The 12,041-nt window shown below is 68.9% G+C and carries 13 protein-coding genes; 8 read left to right on the top strand and 5 right to left on the bottom strand.

Features of this window, described 5'->3' with window-relative positions; all coding sequences use genetic code 11:
• Positions 1-100: 100 nt before the first annotated feature.
• From KF889_13400 to KF889_13410, 3 genes are read right to left on the bottom strand one after another with little or no spacing between them, the layout of a single operon-like run.
• The gene (locus KF889_13400) at positions 101-859 is read right to left on the bottom strand and encodes a dioxygenase (protein MBX3500439.1); all 759 of its coding nucleotides are present in this window, start codon (positions 857-859) and stop codon (positions 101-103) included.
• The gene (locus tag KF889_13405) at positions 856-2,568 is read right to left on the bottom strand and encodes a dihydroxy-acid dehydratase (GenBank protein ID MBX3500440.1); all 1,713 of its coding nucleotides are present in this window, start codon (positions 2,566-2,568) and stop codon (positions 856-858) included. The genes KF889_13400 and KF889_13405 overlap by 4 nt, the downstream gene beginning before the upstream one ends.
• Positions 2,569-2,576: 8 nt before the next feature.
• The gene (locus KF889_13410; GenBank protein ID MBX3500441.1) at positions 2,577-3,569 is read right to left on the bottom strand and encodes a 2-dehydropantoate 2-reductase; all 993 of its coding nucleotides are present in this window, start codon (positions 3,567-3,569) and stop codon (positions 2,577-2,579) included.
• Positions 3,570-3,647: 78 nt separating this feature from the next.
• Between KF889_13410 and KF889_13415 the strand changes: the two genes are divergently transcribed.
• Entirely contained in the window at positions 3,648-4,661 is a 1,014-nt protein-coding gene (locus tag KF889_13415) for a cobalamin-independent methionine synthase II family protein (GenBank protein ID MBX3500442.1), read from the top strand.
• Position 4,662: 1 nt separating this feature from the next.
• On the opposite strand, the gene KF889_13420 is transcribed toward KF889_13415, so the two are convergent.
• A complete protein-coding gene (locus KF889_13420) occupies positions 4,663-4,974 on the bottom strand; it encodes an NIPSNAP family protein (GenBank protein ID MBX3500443.1) in 312 nt (103 codons plus the stop codon).
• A 130-nt stretch (positions 4,975-5,104) separates the two neighbouring features.
• Here KF889_13420 and KF889_13425 point away from each other — a divergent pair, with 130 nt between their 5' ends.
• From KF889_13425 to KF889_13440, 4 genes are all read left to right on the top strand, one after another.
• Positions 5,105-5,314 (top strand): hypothetical protein, encoded by a 210-nt coding sequence (locus KF889_13425; GenBank protein MBX3500444.1) that lies wholly within the window; start codon positions 5,105-5,107, stop codon positions 5,312-5,314.
• A 176-nt stretch (positions 5,315-5,490) separates the two neighbouring features.
• Positions 5,491-6,657 carry an MFS transporter gene (locus KF889_13430; protein ID MBX3500445.1) on the top strand — a complete coding sequence of 389 codons (1,167 nt, stop codon included), beginning with the start codon at positions 5,491-5,493 and terminating at the stop codon, positions 6,655-6,657.
• Between the two features lie 69 nt (positions 6,658-6,726).
• On the top strand, positions 6,727-7,491 hold the full coding sequence (locus KF889_13435; GenBank protein MBX3500446.1) for an NAD kinase: 765 nt from the start codon (positions 6,727-6,729) through the stop codon (positions 7,489-7,491).
• Between the two features lie 118 nt (positions 7,492-7,609).
• The gene (locus KF889_13440) at positions 7,610-8,737 is read left to right on the top strand and encodes an AbrB family transcriptional regulator (GenBank protein MBX3500447.1); all 1,128 of its coding nucleotides are present in this window, start codon (positions 7,610-7,612) and stop codon (positions 8,735-8,737) included.
• A 114-nt stretch (positions 8,738-8,851) separates the two neighbouring features.
• On the opposite strand, the gene KF889_13445 is transcribed toward KF889_13440, so the two are convergent.
• Positions 8,852-9,649 (bottom strand): SDR family oxidoreductase, encoded by a 798-nt coding sequence (locus KF889_13445; GenBank protein ID MBX3500448.1) that lies wholly within the window; start codon positions 9,647-9,649, stop codon positions 8,852-8,854.
• Between the two features lie 97 nt (positions 9,650-9,746).
• On the opposite strand from KF889_13445, the gene KF889_13450 reads away from it, so the two are divergent.
• The 3 genes from KF889_13450 to KF889_13460 are packed head-to-tail and all read left to right on the top strand — an operon-like array spanning position 9,747 to position 12,037.
• The gene (locus KF889_13450) at positions 9,747-10,259 is read left to right on the top strand and encodes a hypothetical protein (protein MBX3500449.1); all 513 of its coding nucleotides are present in this window, start codon (positions 9,747-9,749) and stop codon (positions 10,257-10,259) included.
• Between the two features lie 42 nt (positions 10,260-10,301).
• Positions 10,302-11,279: a tripartite tricarboxylate transporter substrate binding protein gene (locus tag KF889_13455; protein ID MBX3500450.1), complete on the top strand. Its 978-nt coding sequence runs from the start codon at positions 10,302-10,304 to the stop codon at positions 11,277-11,279.
• Between the two features lie 14 nt (positions 11,280-11,293).
• Positions 11,294-12,037, top strand: a complete 744-nt coding sequence (locus tag KF889_13460; protein ID MBX3500451.1) for an enoyl-CoA hydratase/isomerase family protein — start codon at positions 11,294-11,296, stop codon at positions 12,035-12,037.
• Positions 12,038-12,041 lie beyond the last annotated feature (4 nt).

Genomic DNA, 12,041 nt, shown 5'->3' on the forward strand with positions numbered 1-12,041 from the left:
TCACTTTGTCATCCTCGGGGCCGTCCGTGGCCCCTGCAGCGCCGCGAGGGATCCAGGGTCGGCCTGGATCCCTCGCTGCGCTCGGGATGACAGTAAGTCCCTAGTGAAACGCGAAGGCGTGCATGGCGAGGATGCCGTGCTGCACGCTGTCGTGCAGCAGCTCGGTCTTGCCGCCGGCGCCGGCGGCGACGAAGAGCGGCATGAAATGCTCCGGCGTTGGGTGGTTCTGCAGCGCGTGCGGCGCCTTGTCCTCCCAGTCTTCCAGTGACTCGGTGTCGCCGGCTTCGAGCCGCTTCACGGTCCAGTCGATGAAATCCGTGGTCCACGCCGGCGTCGGCCGACCGGGCGGCGTCGAGCGCAGCGCGCCGAGATTGTGCGTGAAGGAGCCGCTGCCCAGCACCAGCACGCCCTCCTCACGCAGCGGCGCCAGCCTGCGACCGATTTCCAGATGGCGCGCGGCGTCGCCCGCCTCGTCGAGCGCCACCGGGATCACAGGGATATCGGCCTCGGGATACATCAGGATCAGCGGACTCCACACGCCGTGATCGAAGCCGCGCGTCGCATCCACGGTGGTCTCCAGCATGTCGGCGACGCGGCGCGACAAAGCGGTGTCGCCGGGCGCGGGATAGCGGATGCGGTAGAGCGGCTCGGGAAAGCCGTAGAAATCGTGGATCGTGCCGGGCTGCGCCGCACCGCCGACCACGGCACCGCGCTCCTCCCAGTGGGCGGAGGCGACGACGATCGCCTTCGGTCGCGGCAGGCTCTTGCCCAGCGCGACCAGGAAGGCACGGGCCGGTGATTCGGTCACCGCCATCATCGGCGAGCCGTGCGATACGAAGATCGAAGGGAGTGCGCTCATCGCGGCTTCACATGGGCACTGCGCGGGCCATCGACAAGGAAGTCGAAGTCGCAGCCTTCGTCGGCCTGCAGCACGCTGCGCTGGAACAGCCCGGCATAGCCACGTACCGTGTCGTCGATCTCCCGCGGCGGCTGCCATTCCTTGCGCCGCTGCGCCAGGGTGGCATCGTCGACCAGCATGTCGATGCGTCGATTGGGCACGTCGAGCCTGATGCGATCGCCGCTGCGCACCAGGCCGAGCGGCCCGCCGATCGCCGATTCCGGCGTGATGTGCAGCACGATGGTACCGAAGGCGGTGCCCGACATGCGCGCATCGGAGATGCGCACCATGTCCTTCACGCCCTGCCGCGCCAGCTTGCGCGGGATCGGCAGGTAGCCCGCCTCGGGCATGCCCGGCGCGCCGCGCGGCCCGCCATTGCGCATCACCAGCACGTCCTCGGCGCGCACGTCGAGATTGGGATCGTCGACACGGTTGGTGAGATCCTCGACCGATTCGAAGACCACGGCGCGGCCCTCGTGGCTCATCAGCTTGGGCGAGGCCGCCGACTGCTTGATGATGGCGCCGCCGGGCGCGAGGTTGCCGCGCAGCACGGCCATCGCGCCGGTGGCGGAAAGCGCCGTCTCGCGGTTGCGGATGATGGTCTGGCCGGGAATCTCCGCCGCCGCGTCGATCGCTTGGCCGAGCGTGCCGCCATCGACGGTCGGCGCATCGAGTACCAGCAGCTCCTTCAGCTCGCGCAGCATGCGCATGGTGCCGCCGGCCCAGTGGAAGTGCTCGAGATAGTGCGCGCCCGAGGGCTTGAGGTCGGCCAGCACGGGTACCTTCTGGCCGAGATCGTCGACCTCGTCGAGATCGATCCTGATGCCGCAGCGGCCGGCCACGGCGGTGAGATGCACCAGCCCGTTGGTCGAGCCGCCCAGCGCCTGCAAGGTCACCAGGGCGTTGCGGAAGGCGGGCCTGGTCATGATCTCCCGCGGCGTCGGTCTGCCGGCTTTGGCCATCGCCGTCGCGCGCGCGCCGGTGGCCTCGGCGGCGCGGAAGCGATCGGCGTGCGTCGCCGGGATCGAGCCGGTGCCGGGCAGCGACATGCCCAGCGCCTCGGTGACGCAGGCCATGGTGCTGGCCGTGCCCATCACCATGCAGGTGCCTTGGGTCGGCGCCAGTCGGCCGCTGACCTCCTCGATCTCGGCCTCGGAGAACTCGCCGGCGCGGTGCTGCGCCCACAGACGGCGGCAATCGGTGCAGGCGCCCAACACCTCGCCCTTGTAGTGGCCGACCAGCATCGGGCCGGTGACCAGCATGATCGCCGGCACATTGGCGCTGGCCGCGGCCATCAGCTGCGCCGGCACGGTCTTGTCGCAGCCGCCGATCAGCACCACCGCGTCCATCGGCTGGGCGCGGATCATCTCCTCCGTGTCCATCGACATCAGGTTGCGCAGGAACATGCTGGTGGGGTTGGAGAACGACTCGGCGATCGAGACGGTGGGAAACTCCATCGGCAGGCCGCCGGCCAGCATCACGCCGCGCTTCACCGCCTCGATCAGCCTCGGCACGTTGCCGTGGCAGGGATTGAAGTCGCTGAACGTGTTGGTGATGCCGACGATCGGCCGCTCGAGCGCGTCGTCGCTGAAGCCCATGGCCTTGATGAAGGCCTTGCGCAGGAAGAGCGAGAACCCGGGATCGCCGTAGGTCGCCAATCCCTTGCGCATGCCCTTGCTCACGACGCGCCTCCCTGCCTCGCCATGGTCCGGCTCACCTCGAGCTGCCGGACCGTGCCCAATACGCCGCGACACAGCGGCAGCTCCAATCCCAACGCATCCGCCATCTCGACCACGACGCCGAGCAACGGCTCGACCTCCAGCGGCCGATCGGCCTCGAGGTCCTGCAGCATCGAGGTCTTGAAGTCGCCCAGTCGCGCCGTCACCGCCAGCCGGTCCTCCGGCGTCATGGTCATCTTCAACCCGATGCGCGATCCGACCTCGTCCATCTCGCGCATCATGCCAGCGGCGAGACCGAACAGCAGCGGGTCGCCCAGCATGCGCGCCATGGTGCCGCGTGAGAGCGCACTCAGCGGATTGAGATTCATGTTGCCCCAGAGCTTGGCCCAGATCTCCATGCGGATACTGCCGGTCTGCACGGCCGGCACGCTGCCCCTGGCGAAGGCTTCGGCCAGGGCCGCCAGCCGCGAGCTGCCCTGGCCATCGGGCTCGCCCAGCAGCAGCCGGTCGATCTTCACGATGCGCACCACGCCGGGCGCCTCGAGCCGCGTCGAGCCATGCACCACGCCGCCGATCACGCGGCGCCCCTCGATCGAGGCCAGGGTCGCACCCTGGGGATCGACCGAGGTCAAGACCTGCCCCGCCAGCTCGCCGCCGAAGCCGTCGAGAAACCACCACGGCAGGCCGTTCATGGTGCTGACGACGGCGGTGTCGGCTCCCAGCAGCGGCCGTAACGACGACGCCACGCCGGCGACGTCCTGGCCCTTCAGCGCCAGCACGACGTAGTCGCAGGTGCCGAGCTTCGCCGGATCGTCCGACGCCTCGACCGCATACTCGTGGGTCTTCTCGCCCTCGCGCACGACCAGCCCATTGCGATCGAGTGCCGCCAGGTTGCGGCCGCGCGCCAGAAAGGCCACGTCATGGCCCGCGCGCGCCAGCCCGCCGCCCAGCCAGCCGCCGATCGCACCGGCGCCGACGATCACCACCCGCATATCCCACGTCTCCTCGCCCTTGCCCGCCACTGTAGCATCCATGGCATCATCGCGAGGCGAAAGCACGGAAGGAGATCGATGAACGCGCTGCCGATCCTGCCGACCATGGGCGTCGGCAGCTACGCCTCGCCGGGCTGGTTCATCTCCGGCCAGCGCCGCGCGCGCGAGGGTGATTTTGGGCCGGGCGATCTCGACGAGCTCTACGAGGACGCGACCCGCATCGCCATCGCCGACCAGATCGAGGCCGGTCTCGACATCATCAGCGACGGCGAACTGCGCCGGCAGCGCTTCGTCTTCGAGGTGTTCGGCAAGCTGCGCGGGCTCAAGCGCGTGCCGCCGCCGCGCAAGCTGGGCGTGCCCGGCTACGATATGGCGCCGCATTTCGCGCCCGACGGCGCAGTCAGCGCGCCCGACGGGCTGGGCGTGGTCGAGGAGTTCAAGGCGCTCAGGCGCCTGGTGCCCGGCCGCCACCTCAAGGTCGCGCTGCCCGGCCCGCTGACCTTCGCCGGCTTCATGGATGCCGGCGACCGCGACAGCGGCGCGATCATCGAGGCGCTGGTGGGCATCGTGCGCGCCGAGCTTGCCGGCCTGGCGGCCGCCGGCGCCGACTATATCCAGCTCGACGAGCCCGGCCTGCCGGAGCGACCCTTCGGCCTGTCGCTGGAGGACAGCGTCGCCGTGATCAACCGCGCCACGTCGGGCCTCAGCGTGCGTCGCGCCGTCCATGTCTGCTTCGGCAATAACGCCGGCCGGCCGATGGCCGACCGCGACATCGGCCGCCTGGTGCCGGCGCTGCTGACGCTCGACGCCGAGGAGGTCTCGCTGGAGTTCGCCAACCGCGAGATGGCGCAGCTCGAGACCGTCGGCGCGCTTGCCCGGCGCTTTGATGTCGGCGTCGGCGTGCTCGACGTGAAGAACTTCCACATCGAGACGCCGCAGAAGATCGCCGAGCGCATCGTGCAATGCCTCAAGCACGCGCCGGCGGAACGCCTGCGGATCACCGCCGATTGCGGCTTCTCCGCCCTGCCGCGTGGCCTGGCGCGACGCAAGATGATGGCGCTGGTCGAGGGCGCCAGGCTCGCGCGCCGATAGTCTAGGCGGCCTCGACCTGCCGCAGGAATGTGCGCTCCTCGGCGAGGATGAACCGCTCGCTCTCGGCCGTCGCGAAATTTGCGGCGCCCTCGGCATCGGCGCGCAGGCGCGCGCGGTAGGCCTCGTAGGCGGCGAGGCTGTCGAAGGAGACCAGGCCCCAGGCGATGTTGTTGGTGCCCTCGTGCGGCATCCAGTAGCCGACGACGGTGCCGCCGCAGGCCGGGATGATGGTCAGCCAGCGCCTTGCATAGGCCTCGAACTGGGCGCGCTTGAAGGGGTCGATCTGGTAGCGGATGAAGACGGTGACGGTCATCGCGGCCTCCGGGGTGGTCGGGAGCCGCGTCCTCGCACGCGTCGTCCGGCCCGTGCTTCGGCCGCCGCCGAAGTCCTCAATCGGCCACAATCGGGGATCGAAATGGGTTGTCTCCTCCGCGGGGGCACACATGACACAGCATGAACTGGACAGGATGTGGTCGGCCCATCTCGGCGGCGGGCGGGCGGAAGGCGTCGCCTGCCGTTCGACCGACCAATTTGAGATCATCAGCAACGTCGTGTCGGGTCGGTCCTGGGCGCGGCCGCTGGGCGGGCTCGAATGGTCGGAGGTCAAGCCGCCCAGCGGCAATGCCGTGAGCGAGCTGCTGCGCGAGTTCTAGGGCCGTCAGTCATCCGCCACGCGCAGAACAGGCGCCGCGCAATCGCCGGGCCGGGCACGCTTTAACCGCTTGGGGCGACCGGGGCGGGCGACTATGGTCCGCGCCCAATGGATGGCTCCGACACGACTGCGGAACGCCCCGCGGCGTCCGTTCCCCCCACCCTGCCGCGGCGCTCGATGCGCAACATCGCCCTGCTGGCGATGTGCCAGGCGCTGACCCAGAGCAGCAACACGCTGATGTTCGCCTCCTCGGCGCTGGCGGTGCTGACCATCGTCTCGCCCGATACGCGCATGTGGGCCAATCTGCCGGTCACGATGCAGCACCTCGGCGTCATGCTCTCTGTGTTCCCGGCCTCGCTGCTGATGATGCGTCGCGGCCGCCGCTTCGGGTTCCGCGTCGGCTCGGCCATGGGCATGACCGGTGCGCTGCTGGCGGTGATCGGCCTGGGCACCGGCAGTTTCCTGCTGATGTGCGTGGGCGGCCTGTTCCTCGGCAATGCCATCGCCAACATGCAGCTCTACCGCTTCGCCGCCGTCGAGCTGGCACCGCCGATCTTCCGCGCCCAGGCGATCTCCTACGTCACCGCCGGCGGCGTGCTGGCCGGCATCATCGGCCCGGCGCTGGCGCGCTTCACGCCCGACATCTGGCTGCCGACTTTCCAGGCGAGCTTCGTCTTCGTCATCGCGCTGCACGCGATCGTCTTCGTCATCCACGGCTTCATCGACTATCCCGAGGTAAAGTCGGTCGAGAGCGAAGGGCCGCAGCGTCCGCTGCTCGAGATCATCAGCCAGCCGGCCTACATGGTTGCCGCTTCCGGCGGCATGATCGCCTTCGGCGTGATGTCCTTCGTCATGGCCGCCTCGCCGCTGGCCATCGTGCAATGCGGGCTGGATCGCACCGAAGCGCCGGTGACGATCTTCGTCCATGTCATGGGCATGTTCCTGCCCTCGTTCTTCACCGGCCAGCTGATCAACCGCTTCGGCATCTTCAACATCATGATCGCCGGCAGCGTGCTGCTGGTCGGCGGCGTCGCCGTGGCGCTGCTGGGCATCAGCGAGTGGCATTTCCGCGGCGCGCTCGGCCTGAACGGCGTGGGCTGGAACTTCCTGTTCGTCGGTGCCACCACGCTCCTGACCACGACCTACCGCCCGGCCGAGCGCGGCAAGGCGCAGGCCTTCAACGACTTCGCGGTGTTCGGCACGACGACGCTCGCCAGCATCATGGCCAGCGTGGTGCTTGAGCTGGAGGGCTGGGCGGTGCTGAACTACATCGCGCTGGCGCTGGTGCTGGTCGCGCTGGCGGTGATCGGCGGCTTCCGCCTGCGCCGTCCCGGACGGGCCTGAGGCGCTGGTGCGACGGGCATCCCCCGCTATACTGCGGCGCAACATGCCGTCTCTTCCACCCGCCCCCGCATGAATCACAAGATCGCTTTCGTCGCCGCGCGCAACGCCGACGCGCGCGAGGCGGTCCAGCGCCTGCGCCAGCGCTACGACGAGGTGTCGCCGGCCAAGGCCGACGTGGTCGTCGCGCTGGGCGGCGACGGCTTCATGCTGCAGACCCTGCACCGTTTCATGGGCCGCGACGTGCCGATCTACGGCATGAATCGCGGCACGGTCGGCTTCCTGATGAACGCCTGGCGCGAGAACGGCCTTCATTCACGTCTCGAGCGCGCGCAGCGCGTCGTGCTCAACCCGTTGCTGATGGAGGCGCGCACCGTCCGCGGCGACATCGTCCAGGCGCACGCCATCAACGAGGTCTCGCTGCTGCGCCAGACGCGACAGACCGCCAAGATCGCGATCTCCATCGACGGCCAGAAGCGCCTCGACGAGCTGGCCTGCGACGGCGTGATGGTGGCGACGCCGGCCGGCTCGACCGCCTACAACCTCTCGGTCCACGGCCCGATCCTGCCGCTCGGCGCCGGCTTGCTGGCGCTCACCCCGATCAGCCCGTTCCGCCCGCGGCGCTGGCGCGGCGCGGTGCTGCCGCGCACCGCGCGGGTGACGCTCGACATCCTCGAGCCCGGCAAGCGGCCGGTGAGCGCGGTGGCCGATTCGACCGAGGTGCGCAATGTCACGTCGGTGACGGTGACCGAGGACACGACGCGCGCGCTTACCCTTCTGTTCGATCCCGAACACCACCTCGAGGAGCGCATCCTGAAGGAACAGTTCCTGTCGTGAGTGAGTTGTTGTGTCTTGCCTTCTCCCGGAGGGGGGATGTCGAAGACGGACTTCTCCGTTCGTCTTCGACATCCCCCTTCCGGCGCTGCGCGCCACCTTCCCCCTCCGGGGGAAGGTAATGGCGCAGGACGACGACAAGCAACGCGTCGCTGAGGAGCGCGCGAAGCGGCTCAAGGGTTTCGTCGGCCACACCGGCTGGCGCTACTTCGCCCTCGCCATGGTGATCGGCGGCGTCGGCGGCTTCTGCTTCCACCTGCTGCGCATGCCGCTGGCCTGGATGATGGGCGCCGCCGTGTTCTGCACCGTGGCGGCAATGGCCGGCGCGCCGGTGGGCGTCAACAACCGGCTGCGCCAGATCATGATGGTGGTGCTGGGCGTGCTGCTGGGCAGCGGCTTCTCGCCCGACATGATCGACCACGTACCGAAATGGCTGATGACCATGGCCCTGCTGGTGGCGATGAGCGCCGCCAGCGCCGCCAGCGTGTGGTGGCTGCTGCGCCGTCGCGGCGGCTACGACGCGCGCACGTCGTACTTCGCCGCCATGCCAGGCGGGCTGAACGAGATGGTGATGCTGGGCTCGGTCTACGGCGCCAACGAGCGCACCGTGGCGCTGATGCACGCCGTGCGCATCCTGACCGTGGTCACGGCCATCCCGTTCTTCTATCGCCTGATGTACGGCACGGTGTCGTCGGTCTTCCAGGCCGCCGCGGCGCCGCCGCTGAGCGTGCGCGACGTGGCGATCCTGATAGCCTGCGGCGTGGTCGGCGCGCTGATCGCCACGCGCATCAAGATGCCGGCCGGCATGATGTTCGGGCCGATGCTGGCCAGCGGCGTCGTGCATCTGCTGGGCTGGACGGCGTCGAAGCCGCCGGGCGAGCTTGTCGCCTTCGCCCAGGTGATCATCGGCTCGGCGATTGGCTGCCGCTTCGTCGGCGCCGTCTTCCGCGAGGTGGCGCGCGACCTGCTCTACGGCTTCCTCGCCGCCATCCTGCTGATCCTGGTCGCCGTCGCCTTCGCCCAGCTCGGCCATTTCCTGACCGGCCTGCCGACCGACGACATCGCGCTCTCTTACGCGCCCGGCGGTTTCGCCGAGATGAGCCTGGTCGGCCTTGCGCTGCACGCCGACATCGCCATGGTGGCGACGCACCACCTGTTCCGCATCTTCGCCATCGTCTTCGTCGGCACCTGGTTCTACCGGCGGTTCGTGGAGCCGAGGCTGCGCGCGCCGCCGGCATCACATCGCTAGCGACGTACTGAATCACCGCTGTCATCCCGAGCGCAGCGAGGGATCCAGGCGCCGGCCCTGGATCCCTCGCTGTGCTCGGGATGACAGGAAGGTCAGGCAGCCCGGGCGTCGCAATCACGCCCTGATGGTGATGCCGCCGTCGACGATCAGCAGGTGGCCGTTGACGTAGGCCGCTTCGTCGGAAGCCAGGAACAGCGCGGCGTTGGCGGTGTCCCAGGCGGTGCCCATCTTGCCTGTGGGCGAGGCGCGATCGCGGATGGCGATCATCTTGTCGTAGTCGCCGGCGGCGTACTGGTTCTTCAGGATGTCGATCATCGGCGTGTGCATCAGGCCGGGCAGGATGGCGTTGCAGCGGATTCCCTTCTCCGCGTACATCAGCGCCACCGCCTGGGTGAAGCTGTTCACCGCGCCCTTGCTGGCGTTGTAGGCGATATAGCGGATGCCGCGCGGCGCACGCAGCGAGGCGATGGACGAGACGTTGATGATCGCGCCCTTGCGCTGCGCCTCCATCACCGGCAGCACGTGCTTGCATGTCAGGAAGAAGCTCTTGACGTTGACGTCGAAGACCAGGTCCCAGTCCTTCTCCTCGAGTTCGACAGGTCCGCCGTCGCGGCTGATGCCGACATTGTTGTCGAGCACGTCGATGCGGCCCCACCTGCCGAGGCAGGCCTGCACCATGCCCTTGACGTCCGCCGAGCTGCTGGCGTCGCCGGCGAAAGCCACCGCCTCGCCGCCCTCGCCCCTGATGATGCCCACAGTCTCCTCGGCGGCTTCGAGGTTGCGATCGATGCAGAAGACGCGTGCGCCCTCACGCGCGAAGGTCACGGCCGTGGCCTTGCCATTGCCCCAGCCCGGCCCGCTCGAGCCGGCGCCGACGACCATCGCCACCTTGTCCTTCAGCCGCGTGCCCATGCGAAACTGCTCCCTCCGGTACGGTCACAGAGCCTAGCGCCCCGCCGCGTCCTGTGTGAAGCTTCGCCGCCCCGGGAGAACGGAAGGACGTTTCAGCGTGGATGATCGAGACCTGGTCGCCGGACTGGCGACTCGCGCGACGACGTCGCTGCCGGAGCGCCCCGGCTTCCTGCCGCCGATGCAGCTGGGCTCGAGCTTCGTCGGCGAGATCGCCGATGCCGACATCAAGCAGGTGGTCGGCGTCTTCGGCATTCCCGCCGGCGAGCCAGCGGCGGTGGGCGACGCGCCCTCCATCCGCATGGCGATCCATCGCCTGCCCGGCGGCCAGGCCGCGGTCATCGTCGGCGCCATCGACGACGCCAGCGACAAGGCCGGCGACTGGGTGCCCTTCGACGTGGCGCGCGGTCGCTCGCTGCTCGCCGGCCTGCGCTGCCGGCCGCAGCTCGAAGGCCTCGATGTCGAGGCGCTGGCCCACGCCGTAAGCTATCTGAGCTGGTTCGCGCATGAAGCGCCGTTCGTGGCCACGCTCGAGGCCGAGCGCGTCGCGGTACTGGAGATGGGCAAGGGATGCATGGTGGTGGCGGCAAAGGCGCGCTTCGGCCCGCCCTGACGACCAGCCGTTCTACTCAAGGTCAGCGTTCGGGAGGAAGCGATGGCAGACAGGGCGTCCAGGCTGGGCCGCCGCGTGGTCCTTGGCGGTGCGGCCGCCGTCCTTGCGGCGCCGGCGATCGCGCAGCAGCGCGCGTGGCCGAGCAAGCCGGTACGTGTGGTGATCGCCTATCCGCCGGGCGGCCCGACCGATGTCTGTACCCGCATCGTTCTCGACAAGGTGCAGTCGAGCCTCGGCCAGCCGTTCATCTTCGACAATCGCGGCGGCGCGTCGGGCGCGATCGGCGCGGAGATCGTCAAGAACGCGCCCAATGACGGCTACACCTTCCTCGGCATGACGGTGGCGATGGTCTGCATCACGCCGCACCTGCAGCCGATCCCCTATCACCCGGTCAACGACTTCGAGCCGGTGGCGCGCATGGGCACGTCGTGGGGCGCGCTGGCGGCGCATCCCTCGGTGCCAGTCAACACGCTGGCCGAGCTGATCGCCTACGCCAAGGCCAATCCGGGAAAGCTGCACTGGGGCTCCTCGGGCATGGCGACCATCACCCAGCTGTTCGGCGAGAACCTGAAGTTCGAGGCCGGCATCGACCTTGTGCACGTGCCCTACAAGGGAAGCGCCCAGGCGCTGCAGGCGGTGATGTCCGGCGAGGTCCAGCTGCAGTTCGACCAGCTCACCCTGCCGCACATCAAGTCGGGCAAGCTCAAGGGCATCGCCATGCTGGGCGAGGCGCGCAAGCCCGATCTGCCCAACGTGCCGACCATGCGCGAGAGCGGCTACGGCAAGGACATGGCCGACAGCTGGTACGGCATCATGGCGCCCAGGGGTACGCCCAGGCCGATCGTCGACAGGCTGTCGAGGGCGATCGACGAGGCGATGAAGGATCCCGCCGTCATCGAGAAGATGGACAAGGGCCAGCTGCGGCCGACCTATCTCGATTCCGACCAGCTGCGCGCGGCCATCGCATCGGAGAGCAAGCGCTTCGGCGAGATCATCCGCAAGGCCAACATCAAGATCTAGGTGCAAGGAGTCTCATGAGTGACGTCGTCAAGGTCGACCGGCACGGCGCGGTCACCGTCTTCACCATCAATCGGCCCGACAAGGGCAACGCCATCAGCCGCGCGGTGGCGGCCGACATGCAGGCCGCCTTCGTCGAGTTCGACGTCGACGACGCGCAACGCGTCGCGGTGATCACCGGCGCCGGCGATCGCAACTTCTCGGCCGGCGCCGATGTCACCGACCTGCCCGAGCTGTGGCGCTGCATCCCCACCGTCGGCATCCAGACCGAGAAGCCGGTCATCGCGGCGACCTCGGGCTGGGTGGTCGGCGGCGCCATGGTGATGACCATGATGGCCGATCTCTGCATCTCGAGCGAGAGCACGAAGTTCTACTATCCCGAGGCCAAGCTGGGCTTCACCGGTGGCATCATCTCCGGCCTCGCCGGGCGGATCCCGCACAAGATCGCCATGGAAATCATCATGATGTGCAAGCCGATGGAGGCCCAGCGCGCCTACGAGGTCGGCCTGGTCAACAAGCTGGTGCCGGTCGGCAAGCAGGTCGAGGAAGCCGTCGCCTGGGGCCAGGAGCTGGCGACCTACGCGCCACTGGTGCTCAGCACCATCAAGCGCTTCATCACCCAGAGCGTGCTGCCCAAGGGGCCGTCGGAGCTGATGGGCCACGCCATGGTCGATCTCGAGCGCGTGCGGCTGAGCGAGGACGGCCAGGAAGGCGGCCGCGCCTTCCGCGAGAAGCGCACGCCGGTTTTCAAGGGGCGCTGAGGCC

The organism is Alphaproteobacteria bacterium, assembly GCA_019635875.1.
Lineage (GTDB): Bacteria > Pseudomonadota > Alphaproteobacteria > Reyranellales > Reyranellaceae > JAFAZJ01.

Bases quoted from the DNA above. Each gene is read 5' to 3' on its own strand.
- KF889_13400 (MBX3500439.1), bottom strand. From the start codon at position 859: ATGAGCGCACTCCCTTCGATCTTCGTATCGCACGGCTCGCCGATGATG.
- KF889_13405 (MBX3500440.1), bottom strand. From the start codon at position 2,568: ATGCGCAAGGGATTGGCGACCTACGGCGATCCCGGGTTCTCGCTCTTC.
- KF889_13410 (MBX3500441.1), bottom strand. From the start codon at position 3,569: ATGCGGGTGGTGATCGTCGGCGCCGGTGCGATCGGCGGCTGGCTGGGC.
- KF889_13415 (MBX3500442.1), top strand. From the start codon at position 3,648: ATGAACGCGCTGCCGATCCTGCCGACCATGGGCGTCGGCAGCTACGCC.
- KF889_13420 (MBX3500443.1), bottom strand. From the start codon at position 4,974: ATGACCGTCACCGTCTTCATCCGCTACCAGATCGACCCCTTCAAGCGC.
- KF889_13425 (MBX3500444.1), top strand. From the start codon at position 5,105: ATGACACAGCATGAACTGGACAGGATGTGGTCGGCCCATCTCGGCGGC.
- KF889_13430 (MBX3500445.1), top strand. From the start codon at position 5,491: ATGCGCAACATCGCCCTGCTGGCGATGTGCCAGGCGCTGACCCAGAGC.
- KF889_13435 (MBX3500446.1), top strand. From the start codon at position 6,727: ATGAATCACAAGATCGCTTTCGTCGCCGCGCGCAACGCCGACGCGCGC.
- KF889_13440 (MBX3500447.1), top strand. From the start codon at position 7,610: ATGGCGCAGGACGACGACAAGCAACGCGTCGCTGAGGAGCGCGCGAAG.
- KF889_13445 (MBX3500448.1), bottom strand. From the start codon at position 9,649: ATGGGCACGCGGCTGAAGGACAAGGTGGCGATGGTCGTCGGCGCCGGC.
- KF889_13455 (MBX3500450.1), top strand. From the start codon at position 10,302: ATGGCAGACAGGGCGTCCAGGCTGGGCCGCCGCGTGGTCCTTGGCGGT.
- KF889_13460 (MBX3500451.1), top strand. From the start codon at position 11,294: ATGAGTGACGTCGTCAAGGTCGACCGGCACGGCGCGGTCACCGTCTTC.